Genomic DNA, 19608 nt, shown 5'->3' on the forward strand with positions numbered 1-19608 from the left:
CTATTCCTTAATACTCTCAGATTGGCAATTTTCTGGAATAGCCCATATTCCTCATATTGCCTGAAGATGTTTTCCCTGGGATGATTTCACCGTCTGAGCCCTTCTAGTCGTCCATTATAACATTAGTGTTTATACGGAGATAAGATATTACTTAGTATTTAATTTTACTGCTCACGAATTTTGTAAATTCTTTGATGATTGACCAGATTTTAGGCTTTTATACTTGCATAGAAAGCTTCAGAGCGTTATAATGAATATAGAGAAAGGTTAGTTCGTTCCCTTGATACTGATCATCGAACTGCATAACCCTTACCATAAAATCTAAAATTTGCATCTGCTCTAACTCAACAATACATCTGCTCTAACTTAACAAGATATTTATGAAAAAATTACTAGCTTCTATTGCTAGTGCTAGTTTATTTATGGTCACGGCACTGGCAGCAACCCCATCCCAGGCAGTGTTGTTCTTCGGCACCGATAGCACTGACCTCAATAACGTTTTCAATAAAACTGACCTCAATGATGTTTTCACTCAAAAAGTCTCTGTGAGGACAGAACAAACCAATGTGCTTCATCCTGTTTCTCAACAATTAAAAATTACTCCCACAACTTTCCTGGACACTCCTAGTCAAACCAGTAGTTTATCCACCATTAATACAACAACCATCGTTAATTTAAGCTCACCTCCCGGTGGAAAAACGATCTACAGCAAAGCTTACGGAAAAGGTGTATGCAACGTTCATGCAGGTTGCGCTCTTAAAGCCATCGGTTTATCTTTGACTATGCAATGCTCTAGTTCTGGAACTGATCCAGAAGCCTGGGCTAAATGTGTCAAAAGCAAAGACTACGACAAATATTTAGCAGCGGCTCAATGCACTTGGGGTACTTGCCCTGGATTTGCTACTTTGCCAAATGGCGGTGCTGCCTATGCTTGTACAAATCCTACTCATTCTATTTTTGAGGGTAAAAGTTGATTACATCTACCTAACTTACCTTACGTCCAAATTTCTAAATCAATATCACCCTTCCTTTCCATCCTAATGCCCACAGAGCTTATATTGATCAGCTTTTTCTCAAACTCTAACAATAACAGAGGAGTTCAACTCCTCTGTTATTGCCTAATGGTCAATTGTGTAGTGTTTCATTAACCTTATGAATGATTTTTGCGTTTGGCTGCGCCGAACAAACCACCAACGGCTATCAGTCCTAAGATTGTAGAGGGTTCAGGAACAGCCACAGGTACACCCGCTTGATTCCAAGAAAAGACACCACTGTAGGATTGTCCATCATCTTTAGCGGTGAAGTTTGATGCTTCTGCGTTGAAACCGTAGACGTACTGGGCTTTACCATTGAGTTCAACTTTGGTGATTTCGCTGATTTGTAAATGCTGAATTTGATTCAGGGCATTGTTCAAGGAATCAACCTGTTTTTGAGTTTCGGTCAGGGTGGCAAGTGCGGAGGTTACATCTCCTTTCTTAGCTTGCAACTGTGATAATCCGTTTTGCGCCGTTTCTAATGTAGTGTTTGCTGTTGATAACTTACCGTTTAATGTTGCTAATCCGGCTTTTGCTGTTGATAACTTATCATTTAATGTTGCTAATCCGGCTTTTGCTGTTGATAAGTTGCCGTTTAAGGTGTTATAATTATTGATTGCATTTTTTTCGGCAGTAGTTCTCTGAGTCGCAAGTTTGCTGATTCCCGACTTGTAGTTGGGGTCATTAGCAGCGTTAGCCACCAATGGAGTGAGGGTATCAACAGATCCTTGGGCAGTGCTAATCTGTCCATTAAGACCGTCAATGGCCTTATTGGCATCGGTAATATTTTGCTTAAGGGTGATAATGCCTGTATTGAGGGTGTCAATCTGCCCCTGAACAGTAGTAATCTTGCCATTGATGTCAGCAAGTGCGGTTTTGGCTTGAGCAAGGGGTGAAGTGATAGTATTGCTATATCCACCAATGATGGTATTGACTTTCGCCTTCAGGTCAAAGAAACCCAAGGTTTTCATTGACATCGCGCCCGTTTTATCTAAGGAAAACTCAGCAATGTTGGGATCTCCAAAACCAACGGTACTCTTGAAGGCTTCAAGGGCTAAATTTTGGAAAGGGGATGCTAAGTTATTCCAAACTGTTTTTAGAGGTTGATAGGCATTTAACAAGCCATTTAACCATTCCCCTTGGAAAGTGTTGAACTCAGCCGTCGTCACACTGGACACTTTAGCGGTGTACTTTCCGGCTTTCGCGGTAAAACCCACGCTGGAACTATTGGTTTCATTATTGTAGTTGAGTTCTACGTTCGTTTGAAGATTACCATCAGTTAAAGCGCTGATGGCGGCAGCTTCATTGCCTTGAATCCAAAGTTTGTTGCTGTTGTGGGTATAGGTAGCGTAATTGGTTTCGCTATTGTCAAAGTCAAAAGAGGCGGCTTTCGCTGGGAGACTAGCAATCGTGCTCATTCCCACTGCGACAGAAGTGCCAATTAAGATTTTTTTTAATGAAGCTGCCATGGGTTTTCTCCAGAAAGTAGAAGGTTTTCTTAGAATTTCGTCTATATTGTGATGCTGAATCTTATTAAAATCGATTTTGATAGATTTTTGGGTGATTCATGTCACTTTAGACGGTGATTGCTGACTATGTTTTCTTAATATAGAAAGTTCCCATTTGTTGTAAGAACTTTAGCACCCAACTTTAATAGTGAGTTTCTGAACGCTTTGAGCTAGTGAGCTTTTCGAGTTCTTTTGTTTCTCTATATGTTATTATAAACAATCTAATGTAGATGTCTATAAAATTTTGGTCAATTTATCGGTATTTATGTAAAGATTGGGTAAATCTGTAATTTAAACTAAAAATAAAATTAATTGATATCCCTCTTCTGTCAGTCTCCGAGGAGTAAAATTAGAAAATAAACCAGATGGGTAGCTAGAAGGGGGATAGGGTAATGGATGTAGAATTACAGATGATCAAACATTTAGCCCGAGATGCACAACCAACAGTTTCAGTGATTGATGAATATTGTCAAGGTTATAAAGACCTATTCCCAGAAGTGAGAAGTTACGAATGTTTTAAATACTTACATCTAGGAATTATCTCACCAATTCCGAGAAAATCTTTACCGGAAATTGCTAAGGAATGAAAAAGTAATAACTTGATGGGCTTCAGGTATAATGAAGTATAGGCACTGATGGCAGATTTTACAAAAATTGAGAGAACCGGGCAACGGATTTTTCGATTAAACTACACAACTTAACTTAAAACCTATGTTTTATTCTAGTTCAATTGAGGAAGAAATGAAAAAGTTTTATAACTCTTTATCAGAAAAGGATAAAAGAAGATATGCAGCGATAGAGGCTCAAAAACTGGGATGGGGAGGAATTAGTTATATCATCAAACTGTTGGGTTGTACTCGAAACACAATCGTCCGAGGAATAAAAGAGTTAAAAGAACTGGATGAACAGACTATTAATGATGTAAGAATTAGAAAAAAAGGAGGAGGAAGAAAAAGTATTTTTTCCACCCAAATTGGAATAGATGAAGCCTTTTTAGAAGTGTTAAAGTCCCGCACAGCCGGAGATCCTATGAACGAGTCAATTAAATGGACTAATTTAACCCACAAAGAAATTGCTTTGGGACTTAAGGAAGCCGGATTTAATATCAGTCCTCCCACCGTAAAGAAACTCTTAAAAAAGCATGGGTATGTCAAGCGAAAAGCACAAAAAAAGCAAACTACAGGAATTAATAAAGACCGAAATGCTCAATTTGAAAATATTGCTAGACTCGATACCCTGTATAGAGAAGCCGGTAATCCTATTATTAGTTTTGACACTAAAAAGAAAGAAGTTTTAGGGAATTTATATCGTCCAGGTACTCTGTATACAACTGAGCCTGTTACTACTTGGGATCATGATTTTTGGAGCTTAGGTCATGGAAAAGTCATTCCCCATGGCATTTACGATACTCAAAAAAACCGAGGATATGTAACATTAGGTAACAGTAAAGATACCAGTGAATTTGCTTGTAATGCTCTTAAACATTGGTGGAATCATTATGGAAAAGCTCTCTATCCTCATGCCAATTCGATTTTAGCTAAGTGTGATGGGGGTGGCAGTAATAATGCTAATCATTATATTTTTAAACAAGATTTACAAAAGTTAGTGGATGAAATTGGAATTGAGATCAGAATTGCTCATTACCCTCCCTATACATCTAAATATAATCCCATTGAACATCGACTTTTTCCTCATCTAACTCGAGCTTGTCAAGGAGTGATTTTTACCAGTCTTGGTTTGGTCAAAACTCTCATGGAAAAAACTCGTACTAATACAGGGCTATCTGTCGTTGTTAATGTCGTTGATCAGGTCTATCAAACGGGTCGGAAGGTAACTGATCATTTCAAAAAAACTCTGAAAATTGTTTTTGATGAATATTTACCCAAATGGAACTATCGAGCCGTACCTCAACTCACTCATTAATCCATTTATTGATTTTTCATTCCTAATTGAGAATATTAATCAATTTCAATCTTATTTTCCCAATGGATAACTCTACTTTTTATTACTTGTTGATTTCGGAGAGTGACAGAAGAGGGATATTAAATCAAGCTATGGATTTAATGATTAATGATGACTAAATTAAGATTATAATCCTATTAAATAGGATTAAAGATATTTTTCGCGTTCTAACCAAGCTTTCATTTTTCCCGGATTTAATAATCCATAAGGGTCTACTTGTTGCTTAAATTGTAACTGTTCTAAATTAATCATTTTCATCCCTCCATCCTCTAAAATATAAGTATGGGGATTGAAAATAACAGCACCTCGTTCTTCATGATAACGAATAATTTCATTTAACCGTTCTTCTGTGGTAAATCGAACTAACTGTAAAGAGGCGGGGTGCATTTCTCCATGCAATCTTAAAAACTCTAAATGTTGCATGACTTCATCCCCAAAATGATCATAAAGATGTTCCAATAATTCTAATTTTCGATCCGCAGGTAATAAAGTTTGTAAATAAGTAATAGACGGATCTACACTCCGAGCGTGTAACGTCGTATGGTTCCAAGTATATTCCATAATTGTTGTTCCTTTCCCGGCTTCCTGGGAGGATTTTTGATAACAAATTTCTCCCTGATATTCCTTCACTAATTCTTGAAAAGGTTCTAAACTGGTTTCCGAAATCATTAACAATGCTGCGTGTTTTCCGGCTGGAATTATATCTTTAAATGCAGTAAAATAGGAGGGGATGGGAGATGCACAAACAGAGATTAATTTTTTAATAACCCCATCGGATAACGCTAAGGCTTGACCAAATCGAGCCGAGGTCATAAAATCATCAAAGGTAACAATAATTTCTGACCAAGGATAGGCAGGAGCTAAGGGAATTTCTAACTCAGTAATAATTCCATTTGTACCATAAGCATGATTGACTTTCTGCACATCATCCCCTCTTAATTCAATGATATTTGGTTCATCTTCCAGTGTCACAACTCGCGCAGCTTGTAAGTTACCGCGATCTCGTAATTGTCCATAAGTAATGGAACCAATTCCCCCACTTCCCCCCTCAATAAATCCTCCAATTGTTGCAGTCCGATAGGTGGAAGGAACCATGCGTAATTCCCATCCCATTTCCCGCGCTTGTTTATCAAATGCTGCTAATTTTACCCCCGGTTCTACACAAGCTAAACCCGGTTTTATCCATTTAATAGTATTCAATTTAGAAATATCTAAAATTACTCCCCCTTCTAAGGGAATACACTGTCCATAATTTCCGGTTCCCGCACCCCGAACTGTAAGCGGAACTTTATATTTCACACAAACTTTAGCCACTTGTAAAACTTCAGCTTCCGTTGTGGGACGCACCACAACATCTCCGGTTTTATCCTTAAGTAACGGTTGCAAAATCGGACTGAAATGGTAATAGTCTTGAGACAGTTTCATCACTTGGGTTTGATCCCGAATAATTTCAATCCCTGATAGTTCAGAACAGAAGGTATCCCAGTTAATATCAATCATGGCTAGGCTTTAACGAGAAAATTTTATTATAGTCTTTATAATATTAATAATAGCTTCGTGTGGGATGCGTGCACCGCACTGATACACCCCACCGATGAAACGGAATTAACGAATAGTAGCCAACTGTTTTTCCCCAGAAATCGGCGCGCTTAACGCTTCTTCTAAGGGGGCTCGTCCTAAACGTTCTTCTAAAATATCCATTACCGTGCGTCCAAAATCATTGGGGTTGCGGTTCCAGGCTTCTAAACAGATTTCCCCAAAAAATGATCCCAATGGTTCTGGGTTCCAGAGTAATTTTCTGGCTGTCCAAGGCATTAAACTCATGGGATTATACCCTGGTTTTAACATATCCTTTTTGAAGGCATATTCCTCTAAATGGGTGTGGGGTTGTAACCCAATAAAGAAAATCGCAGGTTCCACTTTATCCGCCCCAAAAATCGCTTCTAATTCCCGATGATAAGAGATAGTTTGACGAATGGTATCAAAGGTTTCATCAATGACATTAAAGGAATAATTTACCGAAACCAAATCATTAAACCCGGCTGCTTTTAAATCTTGACAATTTTCTAAAACCACTCGTAGGTTATATCCCATCCGCATTTTTCTAACTAATTCCTGGGAACCGCTAGTAATGCCAATTTCAAAATAATTCATCCCCGTTTTTGCCATTAATTGACATAATTCAGGGGTTAAATTATCCGCCCGAATATAAGCCGCCCAGTGAATATCGCTCATCCCGGCATCAAGAATTTTCTGTAATAATTCTACCGCATCATCAATAAATCGACGGGCGGGAATAAATTGAGCATCGGTAAACCAAAAATTTCTAATTCCCCGGTTATAAAGTTGCTGCATTTCCGCTACAACTTCATCAGCCGGATTAATTCTAACTTGTTTTCCTTCAATGACCGTGTAAATACAATAACAACAGTTATGGGGACAACCCCGCTTTGTTTGTACGCCAATATAAAAGTCTTGGTCTTGAAAATAATATTGAAATTCCGGCCAAATTGTTTCAATATAATCGTAATTGCAAGCTGTTTTTTCAAAATTCATGGGTTGTTCATGAATTAAGCGATCTCGCGGTGTTGTTTCTCCCACAATATAACAACGTTCCTCGGCTAAATCCTCCCCTCTTAATAACTTTTCTAATAAACTTTCCCCTTCCCCAACAGAAACAATACTTCCTTTCGGTAAACTTGTTCCCAACTGTTCATAAAAAACACTGACAGCCCCGCCCCCAACAACAACCCGCGCTTGAGGGTTATATTTTTGAGAACGAGATAATCCGCGTTTAATTAATCCTAAATTGCGCCACAGTTCGGTATAATAGGACGACGCTAACTTTAAGCCGCCCAACGCTCCCCGTAATTTAATTAAAGGGTTTTTAGCATAATAAAATTCAAAGGCATTTTGCAGAGGATTTCCACCCCGTCCGCCCACAGGCGCGTAAATTTGAATATCTCGCCAAGAAAACACTAATAATGTTGGTTGAAACTCATCGACACAAGCATCCAATGCAGCAGCATAATCCAAAGGAGGAACAGCCCCTAAATCAAAAATGCGTTGTTGAACGGTGGGAAACAGCTTGTGAACGTGATCAGACAGATAAACCACCCCAATTGGGAAAATGGGGTTACAGGGGAGACGGACGTAAAGGATCTTATCTTCCATAGGGCTGCTGTGGGTCAGGCGGAACTAAGGCTAAAATCAGTGAAGTTATATCGACTTCATTTAACATTCCTTAACACTATAGCGCTACGCATTACAGTTAGGACAATTCTAAATTCCGAAATCCTTTCATTTCTTACTATTCCCTATTCCCTGGCCCTGTTCCCTAGTGCTACGCACTAACGAATTTTGGTGCGTTTAGGGTTGCCAATCTGAGAAAATGATGAAGTTTGGATAAGCACAGGGGACAGGGATTAATCGATCCCCATCCCCTGAAGCTCAACTTTTTTCAGAATTTTAATTTTGAAAGAATTTCTTTAAAATCAGGTGAAACCTTTGAATGGGTTGAGAAGTTTGCCCAAAAAATGGTGAGTACAATAGCTGATTGGTAGTCGCAGTTACAACCAACGGGGATCAGCAAATGTTAACGTGACAAGTAATCCATAAAATGTTTAGCTCAAAGCCCCTTGATTCAGATATGGCTCAAATTCTTGATCCCCTACCGTCGAATAGTTCTGGTCGAATTTTGTGCTGCTATGTTAATGCTACCAGCCATATTCAGATCGCTCGCATTACTAACGTTCCGAACTGGTACTTTGAGCGGGTAGTATTCCCAGGACAACGTTTAGTGTTTGAGGCGATTCCCCAAGCGACCCTAGAAATTCATACTGGGAGTATGGCCAGTGCTATTATTGCGGATAATATTCCTTGTGAGCGACTCCAGATTGATCAAGAGTCTATTTACTATGATGGCAAACCTTTAACACTCAATGCTCAACCTTTAACACAACCGAGAACTTTTACCAGTAAGCGTACAGTTAAACTGGAACCTTTAACAACTCCAGCTTTAACTGCTGTTGATTAATTTAAAAAAAACCTTGATAACAAAATTATGACACCCATCGCACTATCAGTTGATCCCGGTTCATTGATGCAGCGCGATGCTCGGTGTCATCAAGACCTCCTAGAGGTTGGAAACCTTGTCTCTTCAGAGCCAGGAGGAAAACCGATTAGCGGCTTTAGCCGCCTAGTTATTAGATTGTCAACACCAAAATCTACTTTCGCTATATAATAGCTGTAGGCAGAGGACTAATTGATGTATCTGACTCAAAAATGTCAAATTCGTGACCTCAGTAAGCAAGAGTTCCTTGCCTTGAGAGAACTGTGTAGATTGAGTAAAAACCTTTACAATGTAGGGCTTTACTCGGTTAGACAGTTCTATTTTTCTGAACAAAGATACTTGAGATATGAATCGAACTACCATCAATGCAAGGATAACGAGAATTACAAACTTCTCAATACCGATATTGCACAGCAAACACTGAAAGTGGTAGCTCGGTCGTTCCGTTCTGTTTTTAACTTGATTAAAGCAGCAAAACAAGGATTGTATCGATTTGAGCAAATTCGTTTGCCCAAATACCTTCCAAAAGAAGGTTACTTTCCGTTGATTATGCCACGCATCAAGGTAAAAAACGGAGGGTTTGAAGTCCCTATGTCTAACGCATTCAGAAAGGAATTCGGTTCTATCCGTCTTCCATTTCCTGAACGGTTAAATGGGAAGATATTGAAAGAGGTGCGAATTCTACCCAAATACAATGCTCGGTTCTTTGAAATTGAATACGTTGTAGAAGCAGAACCCGAACCTCAAGATATTAATCCTGATCACGCTATTGCCATTGACTTGGGACTTGATAATCTTGCTACTTGTGTCAGTACCGTTGGGGCATCCTTTCTTTTGGATGGTAAACCACTTAAAGCAGTTAACCAATGGTTTAACAAGGAAAATGCAAGATTGCAGAGTATCAAAGATCTGCAAAAAATCAAGGGAACCACAAAACGTCAAGCTAGATTGACGCTTAACCGCAACAATTTTGTTAGAGATTATCTGAATAAATCGGCTCGATATATTATTGATTGGTGTATCAAACACCAGATTGGAACGGTGATTATTGGCGTTAATCCCGGTATCAAACAAGAAATCAATATCGGAGCTAAAAACAATCAGAATTTTGTTCAAATTCCCTATTGGAGTTTGAGACAAAAACTCAAAAACTTGTGTGAACGATATGGATTGAAGTATCACGAACAGGAAGAATCTTACACCAGTAAGGCAAGTTTCTTGGATGGTGATCATATTCCCGTCTACAATCCTGACCCGTCCCAAAAATATCAATTTTCTGGAAAACGGGTTAAACGTGGATTGTATTGTTCTCAACAAGGGCATTTGATTAATGCTGATTGTAATGGCGCTGCCAATATCGGAAAGAAAAGTAGCCACAATGGTTTTGCCGGAGTGGGTAGGGGTTGTTTGACTCAGCCTTTAAGAGTGAAAATCTCTTAAGAATCCCCGTCTCTTCAGAGCGGGGAATGTCAATCCATTTGTAAACGCTTTTAATATGACCGTTGAACCTGTCGTTTTATCCAGTCCCACTGTATTTCGCATTTCTGCTGTTATCCGCATCACCTTGTTAAGTCTTTACACTGTGTTGATGCTCCCGTTGCCGTTTTTGGCACAAGCTGTCCAAGCTCCCGTTTCTCCCCTATTCCTGGCGATGGGAATTGGGCTAGGAGCGATCATTGTTTATGGTCTTCTAACAGAACGGGTGATTGTAGATGAGCAGGGAATTCAAGTCACCTATTCCCCTTGGGTTACTGTTCTTCCCCGGTTTCGTAAGGGATGGTCACTTTCCTGGAGTCAGATTAAAGCTTTAAAACCCAGAACTACTGGACAAGGGGGACTGGTTTATTATTTTTTGAGCCAGACGGGAGAGGGCTATTTACTCCCCATGCGAATGGCTGGATTTGCCAAGTTTGTAGCCATCGTTCAAGAAAAAACCGGAATTGATACAACGGATGTACGTCCCTTGGCTCAACCTTGGATGTATTTTATTGTATTTGGGTGTAGTTTATTATTGGGTTTAATGGATATTTGGACAATTTCTACGGCTCTCCATTATCCTCCGTTTAACGGTTAATTCTTAGTCTATTTTTGGCAGGGCTAAGGCTCTAATTAAAAGCTTTTGCTCATATTGGCAAGAACAACGGCAAATTCTCCCACAGTGGTTTCATCGCCAAGAATTCCAACTTTCTACCGATAACAGTAATGGGTTGGTTTGATTCCAGAGTTTGCGGTTAACTCCCCATCTTCACTTAGAGATAAATTCACTACAGGACTTGATCCCGAGCCAATAACAGCCCTGACCCTGCAACAATCCCAGGAGAATTGGGAATCATTAAAATAAACGATTAGACCGCCAACAATTAACGCTCTAATAGTAAGAAGTTTCAGCTTAGGGATTAGCCACTTCCGGTCTTCACGCGAATTGGTGGATATTTGCCATTGAGTCTGGCGGTGCGAACGGTTTCCGCTTTCAGAATTTCTAAATTGAGACGATAGCCAACATTACGAACCGTTTGGATTAAATTCGGTTGGCGGGGGTCAGTTTCTACTTTTTTCCGTAACGACAGAACATGAGTGTCAATCGTGCGGGGATTATCAATAGAATCTGGCCATGCTCGTCGCAATAGTTCTGAACGACTCAACGGTTCTCCGCAAGCTTGTGCGAGAACATAAAGCAGACTGTATTCTTGGGGCGTGAGTTCAATTAATTGACTGTGTAAACGAACTCGACGTTGTACCAAGTCAATTTTGAGCGCTCCATAATCCAAGGTTGTTGGCGGAACAATCGTGCGACTACGCCGTATCAAGGATTCTGTCCTCGCCAAAAACTCCTGCATTCCAAAGGGTTTTGCTAAATAGTCGTCAGCACCCGCTCTCAAGCCTCGGACAATATCCGATTCCGTTGTGCGAGCCGACAACATCAGAATTAACGATTGTCGTTGCTGCTGAAGCCATTGGCAAAATTCCAAACTATTCCCCTCTGGCAGTTCAGCATCCAAAATCACTAAATTGGGTTGATGAGCATAGAAGATATCCCTTCCATTATGCAAATCAGCAGCTTGATAAACCAAGTAACCAACGTGCTGTAAATGCCAACCCAAGAGTGATCGTAAATGCGGGTTTCCTTCAATAATTGAAATACAAGCAGATCCCACGGATACGAGCTTCCTTCTTCAATATTGACTTCCAGGGTAACAGGGTAATCTTTCTGATTTTGTAGCTCCTGTTACTCTGCAATCAGCTTATTCCGTCAAAAGTATAAAAGTAAGAAAAGGAAGTCCGGGTGATGGGGAGAAGAAGTTAAGATAAAGGGAGTTAACATAGAGATAGACAAGTCACTGTCCCTTTAGTCCTTTCTAACCTCCCTAGTCAGTGTCGGACTTGCCCAATGATTAAACTCTTAATAAAATGACCGGATGGCGAACCCATCCTTGTTGAATCTAGTAGTCACTACTCAAACCCCATTAAAACTATGCTTCAGGACACACTCACCATTCGCCATTATCAAAAACTCACCGACGCCCTTGTCGAGATGTGGAATCGAGGTTATCGCTATGATGATCTCAGGTTATATTTGGACGGTTATTTGGCAGCACTCAGACACACTAATACTTTAGAACCCTATTTAATTAGTCGTTTGGAGGAAGAAGCAACCCGATACATTTACGATCCCTCAAATTTTGAAATGCCGATGCCTCAACCTCAAGTAGACTATTATTAGGAAGGCTATCAGCAAAGGGTTTGGGAAGGGGAGATAGAGAGAGCAGGAAAAGAAGAGGAGCAGGGGGAGAACAGGAGCGGGAGGGGAAATTATTAACTTCCAACTTCGCACTCCGCACTTCGCACTCCGTACTTCGCACTTCGCACTCCAACACCCCACACCCAACACCCCACAACAATCTTATGAAGCTAGAGCGACTTCTAGCAGCTGCTGTAATTCACCTTTTTGATAAAGTTCAATCATCACATCGGAACCCCCAACCAATTCACCATTGATATAAACTTGGGGAATAGTAGGCCAGCTAGAATATTCTTTAATCCCTTGGCGAATTTCATAATCTTCTAAAACATCACAGGTTTCAAAAGGAACGCCTAAACTATTTAAAATCTGCACAACATTATTAGAAAAACCGCACATAGGCATGAGCTTTGTCCCCTTCATAAAGACAAAGACTTTGTTTTTCTTGATGAGATTTTCAATTTTTTCTGTTACTTCTGGAGTCATGGTTCTTTCGAGAATTAATAAAATCAAATGAGTTGGATTGAGATCAGAAAATAGAGACGCAAAACGATTGCACATTCTCCGATTTGAGTTTAACCTATTTTTGAGAATTTGAGCATTAATCTCTGCCCAAACCAAATCAAAATTAAGCTACTTCGCTGTTTTTTTGCCATTCTTGAGGGGTATAGGTCTTTAATGCTAAGGCATGAATAGCTTCTGTTGCCATTGCTTCTTTAACAGCCTTATAAACCATTTGGTGTTGTTTGACTAACGTTTTACCCTCAAATTCAGCAGACACCACAATTGCTTGTAAATGGTCGCCTCCTCCCAAATCTTGAACTTGAACCAACGCATCCGGCAATTCCGACTTAATCATTGCTTCAACTTGATTGAGTGTAATCATCTCTATTCCTGAACGATAGTGTTTAAATATTTTAGATGTTGACTGTTTGGTTACAGAGTGCGGAGTGTAGAGTGCGGAGTGCGGAGTGCGGAGTACGGAGTGTAGAGTGCGGAGTGCGAAGTTAGACGTTAATAATTTCCTCTCCCGCTCCTCTTCTCCCCCTGCTCCCCTTCTCCCCCTGCTCCTCCTCTTCCCCTGCTCCCCTTACCACTATGGTGCAGCAGAAGTAGGTTGGGTTTCTGCGTTACCTGTGCGGGGAAAGGGATCAGTTACAAATCCTAATTCGAGTAACTGTTGATATGCTTTTTTCCCTAAATCTCTCGTGGGTGCTTGGGATCGGATAATCTGAATTAATAGGGGAACAGCGAGTTCTGGTTGATTTTTAGCTCGGTGTAATAATGCTAATTGATAGGTGGCGGTATCGCGCATTTGTGCTGTTTCACGAGCCGCATTCCGATGACTGTCTGCAATGCGGTTATCAACACCCGAAAAACTGGTCGCTAACTGTTGATAAAAATTGGATAATTGGTTAAAAACTTGACGCGCTTCCTGAAGTTTTTTTTCGGCTTCAGCGTAATTTTCACTGGAAACAGCAGTATCAGCTTCTTGCATTAACCGTTTCCCGCCCTCAATACTTAAAAAACTACTATCCAAGGACAAAGGACGAATATCATTAGGATTAAGCGGCACCGGCTCACCCGATGGCGGCGCAACCTCCGTTTCTGTGCCATCCCTCAACTGTACATCCCCTGGTGAAAGGGTGGGAGAAGATTCTTGAGCATTAACACCGAGCGGGACTAAGACACCCCAAGCCATCATCAAAGGGATAGATAGGTAGGCTGTACGTTGAAGGAAGCTAACAGTTCCAGAGGATACCATGACTCAATTGCGCGAACGCGATAAAAAAAACATTAAACTTCATGGATCTTATCATTGATCTTGACCAATCCCATACTGTGTCAGTAACCTCATCCCAGCTTTACCGAGACAGGTTATATTTTTTTTGGGGGGTGGGGAGCCAGGATTTTATTTGTTTTCTGCCAAACCGTCCAGAATAGATAGATCTACATTATGAATGTGAATTTAAACCTTTGAGGAGAAAGGATAGATTAAATATGACATCACCAGTTAACTCATCTAATGCTTCGCAACAAAACTATCAAGGAATTGGCGTCCCTGACGAGAGTATCAGTAATGTTTTGCAACGGGGTGGAGAGGAATTAATTCTGCATAAAGTTCCTGATCGCTTTACGGTCAGATTATCTCCCAGTACCTCTGGAATGAAAGATTTACCACAGCCACCGATTCCAATGCAACACGCCAATAGTGTTCCTCCAGCCTTAGAGGAAGTTACAGTGGCTCCCAATCAATTGGATGAGGCGATGGCATTAGCCCGGAATTCCGAGTATATTGACTTTGCCAGTCATGTTTACCAACTGGATAACGATCCCACCTCAGTGATTTATTTAACTAATCAACTGACCATTCAGTTTCAAGAAGAAGTTGATGCTTCAACACGAGAGTCTATTACTTCAGAACTAGGATTAAAAGAGTTAAAACCGATAGAAGGGATACCGAATGGTTTTGTTTATGAAATCACAACTCAAGCTCAAGACAATCCTTTAAAAATTGCCAATCGTTTAACTCGAAATACTCAGGTTTTATTGGCTGAACCGAATATTGTGATTAGAAGTCAGCCCCATTATGTTCCCCGTGATTCCCTGTACAGTAAGCAATGGTATTTACATTGTAATGAAGGTAATCAAATGGCAGCAGGTTGCCATATTTCGGCTGAACAAGCTTGGGATATTACCAGAGGAGTTCGTTCTATTGTTGTGGCAATTAGCGATGATTCTGTTGATATTAATCACCCGGATTTTCAAGGGGTTGGTAAAATTGTTGCGCCTTTGGATTTAAAGGGTCGAGATAGTTTACCCCTTCCCGAAGTTCCAACGGATAATCACGGAACCGCTTGTGCAGGGGTGGCTGTAGCGGAAGAAAACGGCCAAGGAATTGTTGGGGTAGCACCCGGTTGTGCTTTAATGCCGATTCGGACAACAGGGTTTTTAGATGATGAATCCGTTGAACAAATTTTTAACTGGGCGATTGATAAAGGAGCTTCTGTTATTTCCTGTAGTTGGGGGGCGAGTGCCATTTATTTTCCTTTATCAGTTCGTCAAAAAGCTGTTATTAATAAAGCTGCAACTAAAGGTCGTCAGGGTAAAGGTTGTGTAATTATTTTTGCGGCGGGAAATGCGAATCGTCCCGTTAATGGAATACTCGATGAATCCGGCTGGCCTAATGATATTATTAAGGGTCGGGTTAAATGGTTATCTGGTTTTGCAGTTCATCCTGATGTCATTGCGGTTTCTGCTTCTAATAGTCTGGGTAAAAAATCGGCTTATAGTAACTGGGGAACCGGGGTTTGTGTCTGCGCTCCCAGTAATAATGCGCCACCCGGAATGTGGTTACAAGAAACCGGATATATTGGTACTCCTCCGGTTTTGAAAGGAACGTTACCTGGATTAGGGGTATTTACGACTGACCGCATGGGAGCCGCCGGTTATGATCAATCGGATTTTACACCCTATTTCGGTGGAACCTCTAGTGCGACTCCGGTTGTGGCTGGGGTTGCAGCTTTAGTGTTATCTGCTAATCCGAATTTAACAGCCCAAGAAGTCCGACGAATTCTTGAACAAAGTTCAGATAAAATTGTGGATTCTGATCCTGATCCTCAGTTAGGAATTCGCATGGGAAATTATGATAAAAATGGCTATTCTCAATGGTTTGGCTATGGCAAAGTCAATGCGTTTAAAGCGGTACAAATGGCACAAAATAAACGCATGGTTCAGCAACAAATTTCTCGCAATATTTCCAAAGAAAATAGTCAAAGTCTAGCTATTCCTGATAATAATCCGAATGGTCTGATTAGTTCAATTGCGATTACAGAAACCAGTCCTATTCAAGATATTCAGGTAACAGTTGAAATTGAACATAGTTTCTTAGGAGATCTTGAAGTTTGGTTAGTTGCACCCAATGGGGATAAAGTCTTACTTCAAAATCGAACTTTAGGGGTTAAAACTCAATTAAAAACCACCTACACCTTACAAAACACACTTTATTTAAGACAGTTTCTCAATCTTCCAGCCGAAGGGAATTGGCAGTTAAGGGTGATTGATGCTGTTGCTGAAAATACGGGAACTCTCAAATATTGGAAACTGGATTTAGGGTTGTAATTTATAAAAACCGGGTTTTTGATTTTATCTAGGGGTGGAAATTCAACGTTTGATCAAGCAACCCGGTTTCTAATTAAGGCTTACCGAAGTTGAATCACCTCTCAAGGAACGGAATATTACTCCGGTTGAGATGGGCTAATGGTCAACGGATCTCTTAAAATTGCCAACAACCCTTGATTCTAGGGTTCCTTTTTGGCACAATAGAGCATCCAGTTGAGGATAGATGATGAACCAACCTTCACCTATCCTCACCTCTGTAACTTCTGCCCTCAAGCAGTAACACCCAGTTCCCTAATGACTCCCCGCGAAAAAGCTCTTTTTTTCTTCCAATTGGCAACATTATTTAACTCCGGCTTAACGGTACAGCAGAGCTTAACTTTGGTGGGGAAAGAAAGCTATCCTCAATTAAGCCGTTATCTCAATAAAATGATAGCAGCAACAGGAAGAGGGGCTGATTTAGCCTCCGCCTTAGCCTTAGCATCCCGATATTTTGACCGTTGGACAATTGGTTTGATCCAACTGGGAGAATCCCAGGGGATGTTACCGGAAATTTGCTATCGAATTGCTGAGATTGAGGAACAACAAGCTCGTCATCAACAACTGTATCAATCTGTCACCCTTGCTGCTATTACTACAGCTATCAGTATTGCCCTGTTGGTACTCACTTTATGTTATTTATCGGGTTTATCGGGTCAGGGGTGGTTTTTCGTGTTGGGAATTTTAGCGGTGATTGGATTGGCGATTCCTAAAATTGTGCCTCGTTTACCCTTGGTGAAAAAAATTGCCACAGCCCGGATGATGTTGTATTTGGGAGAATTAAAATTACCCCTGAGTTGTGGAATGTCGTTGTTAGCCGCATTGGAATTAATTCGCGCTCATATTCCGAAATCGGAAATGAAAGCTACTATTACCATTGCATTAGGTCAAATACCTGCCGAAAAAACCTTGAGTCAAAGCTTAGAAGGGCGTTTACCTGCGGTGGCTTTGCAAATGATCCGCACCGGAGAAGCGACGGGAAGATTAGATTTAGCCTTACAAAAACTCACAAATTACTATGAAGAGGAACTTGAACAAACCTTACGTCGTCTACAGAGTCTTCTCGTTCCTGCCACAATTATTATTGCGGGTACAGTTGTCTTGCTATTAGCACTACAATCTCTAAAATCCCTATTAATTCTGTTACCCAGTTAATGTCGGCTCTATAGCCCACACCCTAAACCTTACACGCTATGCTTTAGACCCTACACCCGACAATTTATTCCCTACTCTTCTAAAAAATTGGACTTTACTCTTGTGAAACTTGGCAACACCATTTAAGCTGTTAAGTCAAAACACACTGATTTTTTTGCAATTATCAGTTGATAATGAAAATACCCAAACCTCAAAGACTACAACCGAGATTAATTTTGGGGGTACTAGCTGGGGTATTATTCAGCAACACTGCTGTTATGATTCCCCAAGCAAAAGCGCACCATCCTAGCGCTTGCCCCCCATCCCCGGATTATATGAGAGTCCCTTCACCGATTCTCGATTTTCCTAACGCGGATCGCACGGTATTCTGTGGAGAAGATCGTGTAATTCTGACCTACGGCCCTTTCCAAGTCCCCATCTTAATCAGTGAGTTAAAGACTTTTGCCGAAACTGGGGAAATGACCAAAACGATTAGCCAAATCGTTAAGGCCTCTAAAATCGAACCTGATACCCTTCGAGGTCTGATGACCTTAGAGGTCGGTTTTGATTTAGTACCTTTTACTTGCATTATCACCTCCCCAGAAGGTGAAGAATTAACGAATGCGGTGGGGAAAACGATTAGACTGCATCGCGGAAAACCCGGAATCTCGAATAGCACTGCTGCGATGAACGGGACAGCAATCCGTGCAGCCTTGATCAATGCCCTCAGTGCAGACGGGAAACTCTCTTTCTTGGATATTCTCGATAACTATCCCACCCCTGGAGCATACGTTGATATCGGCAATATTCCTGAGACAGTGGATAAAGTTAAGGGTCTAGCCGGGAATCTCGATTCTCTGTTTAAGAAAGCCTCTCAATATGGAAAAGCTGGGTGTTCACTGCAAGAAGTAAATTTCCCTCCTGCACCCCCAGCACCACCACCTGCACCCCGACCCCCACTACCGCCACCCCCACCCCCACTACCGCCGCCACCACCCCCTGTCCGAGGTCTGTGGTAAAGGTGTTGTTCTAAACTAACCTTTTTCTGTGGGTGATGCCATCTCTTCAAGGGGTGGCATCGTTTTGTAGAGTAGGAACGGTTGTTTCCTCTTTGTTGCGATCGCTTCAATTTAAGTATGTTTCATCGTCTCCTCCTCTTTATAGGGTTCTACGGCTTCAATATATTGACTATCCAGTAAGAAGGCTCCTTTGGAGAATAAAACCCCCCAATAGCCACCGGGTCGTCTATCAATCACAACACCGACTTCACCGAGTTTAATCACACTTGATGGCCGTAAAATTGGCATGGGTTCGGCTGTTTTCACATAGGGAGGAATGGCAATCACTCTTACTTTTTGCCGGATTTCAAACTCTTTTTCCATTAACAAACCCAGAAATGATCTTCAATCCGTAAGATATCATGGGGCTTAATCCCCCAATTATCGGGATTTTAGCGGTCAAATGAGAAATAAGCACGTTAAACTTGAGACAGTGGAAGAATAAGACTGTTTGAGGGGGTCGTAATCATGGCTACAGATCGTCGAGTGTCCCGTGTGGCTTCACAAATTAAACGGGAGGTCAGTCAGATCCTGATTGATGGGATTAAAGATGACCGTGTTGGCAGTGGTCTGGTGAGTATTACGGATGTAGATGTTTCAGGTGATCTACAACACGCCAAAATTTTTGTCAGTATTTATGGGACGGAAGAGGCTAGACGAGAAACGATGGAAGGGTTAAAGTCTGCAACGGGTTATATCCGTTCCTATTTAGGTCAGCGCGTTCGTTTGCGTCGTACTCCAGAAGTGATTTTTTTAGAAGATCGTTCCTTGGAACGGGGAGACAAAATGTTAACCTTATTAAACGAAATTGCCCACAACCGCAAACCTGACGAAGAAGACTTTAGTGATTATGGGGAAGAGGAGTAGAAGGCAGGGGACAAGGGGACAGGGGGACAAGGGGACAAGGGGACAAGGGGATAAGGGGATAAGGGGAGCGGGGGAG

General features: G+C 41.1%; 18 protein-coding genes and 1 pseudogene. 11 read left to right on the forward strand and 8 right to left on the reverse strand.

The features are described 5' to 3' along the window. The first annotated feature begins 380 nt into the window (after positions 1–380). Entirely contained in the window at positions 381–974 is a 594-nt protein-coding gene (locus tag NMK36_RS19880) for a hypothetical protein (RefSeq protein ID WP_254174476.1), read from the forward strand. Positions 975–1150: 176 nt separating this feature from the next. On the opposite strand, the gene NMK36_RS19885 is transcribed toward NMK36_RS19880, so the two are convergent. After that, the gene (locus tag NMK36_RS19885) at positions 1151–2503 is read right to left on the reverse strand and encodes an NF038130 family PEP-CTERM protein (RefSeq protein ID WP_072719903.1); all 1353 of its coding nucleotides are present in this window, start codon (positions 2501–2503) and stop codon (positions 1151–1153) included. A gap of 431 nt (positions 2504–2934) precedes the next feature. Between NMK36_RS19885 and NMK36_RS19890 the strand changes: the two are divergent. Both NMK36_RS19890 and NMK36_RS19895 read left to right on the forward strand, forming a co-directional pair. Further along, positions 2935–3123, forward strand: a pseudogene (locus tag NMK36_RS19890) (IS701 family transposase); the annotation flags it as partial. 130 nt (positions 3124–3253) lie between these two features. Then, positions 3254–4465, forward strand: coding sequence for an ISAzo13 family transposase (locus tag NMK36_RS19895; protein ID WP_072721577.1), 1212 nt, complete (start codon positions 3254–3256; stop codon positions 4463–4465). 186 nt (positions 4466–4651) lie between these two features. On the opposite strand, the gene NMK36_RS19900 is transcribed toward NMK36_RS19895, so the two are convergent. Together NMK36_RS19900 and NMK36_RS19905 are read right to left on the reverse strand one after the other, a co-directional pair. After that, positions 4652–6004: an FAD-binding oxidoreductase gene (locus NMK36_RS19900; protein WP_072718784.1), complete on the reverse strand. Its 1353-nt coding sequence runs from the start codon at positions 6002–6004 to the stop codon at positions 4652–4654. Positions 6005–6109: 105 nt separating this feature from the next. After that, on the reverse strand, positions 6110–7678 hold the full coding sequence (locus NMK36_RS19905; protein WP_072718785.1) for a photosystem II high light acclimation radical SAM protein: 1569 nt from the start codon (positions 7676–7678) through the stop codon (positions 6110–6112). A 475-nt stretch (positions 7679–8153) separates the two neighbouring features. On the opposite strand from NMK36_RS19905, the gene NMK36_RS19910 reads away from it, so the two are divergent. The 3 genes from NMK36_RS19910 (at position 8154) to NMK36_RS19920 (ending at position 10650) form a co-directional block, all read left to right on the forward strand. Next, on the forward strand, positions 8154–8540 hold the full coding sequence (locus NMK36_RS19910) for a DUF1830 domain-containing protein (RefSeq protein ID WP_072718787.1): 387 nt from the start codon (positions 8154–8156) through the stop codon (positions 8538–8540). A 231-nt stretch (positions 8541–8771) separates the two neighbouring features. After that, the gene (locus NMK36_RS19915) at positions 8772–10016 is read left to right on the forward strand and encodes an RNA-guided endonuclease InsQ/TnpB family protein (RefSeq protein ID WP_254174477.1); all 1245 of its coding nucleotides are present in this window, start codon (positions 8772–8774) and stop codon (positions 10014–10016) included. Positions 10017–10071: 55 nt separating this feature from the next. Next, positions 10072–10650, forward strand: coding sequence for a hypothetical protein (locus NMK36_RS19920; protein ID WP_072720476.1), 579 nt, complete (start codon positions 10072–10074; stop codon positions 10648–10650). A gap of 322 nt (positions 10651–10972) precedes the next feature. Here NMK36_RS19920 and NMK36_RS19925 read toward each other — a convergent pair whose 3' ends face one another. Beyond that, complete coding sequence (locus NMK36_RS19925) at positions 10973–11731, reverse strand: response regulator transcription factor (RefSeq protein ID WP_072719904.1); 759 nt, start codon at positions 11729–11731, stop codon at positions 10973–10975. 317 nt (positions 11732–12048) lie between these two features. On the opposite strand from NMK36_RS19925, the gene NMK36_RS19930 reads away from it, so the two are divergent. Further along, complete coding sequence (locus NMK36_RS19930) at positions 12049–12297, forward strand: DUF6761 family protein (protein ID WP_072719905.1); 249 nt, start codon at positions 12049–12051, stop codon at positions 12295–12297. 180 nt (positions 12298–12477) lie between these two features. On the opposite strand, the gene grxD is transcribed toward NMK36_RS19930, so the two are convergent. The 3 genes from grxD to NMK36_RS19945 all read right to left on the reverse strand — a co-directional run bounded on the left by grxD (position 12478) and on the right by NMK36_RS19945 (position 14080). Beyond that, on the reverse strand, positions 12478–12801 hold the full coding sequence (grxD, locus tag NMK36_RS19935; protein WP_254175209.1) for a Grx4 family monothiol glutaredoxin: 324 nt from the start codon (positions 12799–12801) through the stop codon (positions 12478–12480). Positions 12802–12943: 142 nt separating this feature from the next. Continuing rightward, a complete protein-coding gene (locus tag NMK36_RS19940; protein ID WP_072719906.1) occupies positions 12944–13201 on the reverse strand; it encodes a BolA family protein in 258 nt (85 codons plus the stop codon). A 210-nt stretch (positions 13202–13411) separates the two neighbouring features. Further along, positions 13412–14080, reverse strand: a complete 669-nt coding sequence (locus NMK36_RS19945; protein WP_072719907.1) for a hypothetical protein — start codon at positions 14078–14080, stop codon at positions 13412–13414. A 236-nt stretch (positions 14081–14316) separates the two neighbouring features. Between NMK36_RS19945 and NMK36_RS19950 the strand changes: the two genes are divergently transcribed. From NMK36_RS19950 to NMK36_RS19960, 3 genes are all read left to right on the forward strand, one after another. Further along, positions 14317–16437, forward strand: a complete 2121-nt coding sequence (locus NMK36_RS19950; RefSeq protein ID WP_254174478.1) for a S8 family serine peptidase — start codon at positions 14317–14319, stop codon at positions 16435–16437. Between the two features lie 294 nt (positions 16438–16731). Next, positions 16732–17628, forward strand: a complete 897-nt coding sequence (locus tag NMK36_RS19955; protein ID WP_072719909.1) for a type II secretion system F family protein — start codon at positions 16732–16734, stop codon at positions 17626–17628. Positions 17629–17801: 173 nt separating this feature from the next. After that, entirely contained in the window at positions 17802–18626 is an 825-nt protein-coding gene (locus NMK36_RS19960) for an alpha/beta hydrolase (RefSeq protein WP_072719910.1), read from the forward strand. A gap of 111 nt (positions 18627–18737) precedes the next feature. On the opposite strand, the gene sipA is transcribed toward NMK36_RS19960, so the two are convergent. Beyond that, the gene (gene sipA, locus NMK36_RS19965; protein ID WP_072719911.1) at positions 18738–18989 is read right to left on the reverse strand and encodes a regulatory protein SipA; all 252 of its coding nucleotides are present in this window, start codon (positions 18987–18989) and stop codon (positions 18738–18740) included. A gap of 144 nt (positions 18990–19133) precedes the next feature. Here sipA and rbfA point away from each other — a divergent pair, with 144 nt between their 5' ends. After that, positions 19134–19532 carry a 30S ribosome-binding factor RbfA gene (gene rbfA, locus NMK36_RS19970; RefSeq protein ID WP_072719912.1) on the forward strand — a complete coding sequence of 133 codons (399 nt, stop codon included), beginning with the start codon at positions 19134–19136 and terminating at the stop codon, positions 19530–19532. Positions 19533–19608: the final 76 nt, after the last annotated feature.

Source organism: Planktothrix pseudagardhii (assembly GCF_904830925.1).
GTDB classification, from domain to species: Bacteria; Cyanobacteriota; Cyanobacteriia; order Cyanobacteriales; family Microcoleaceae; genus Planktothrix; species Planktothrix tepida.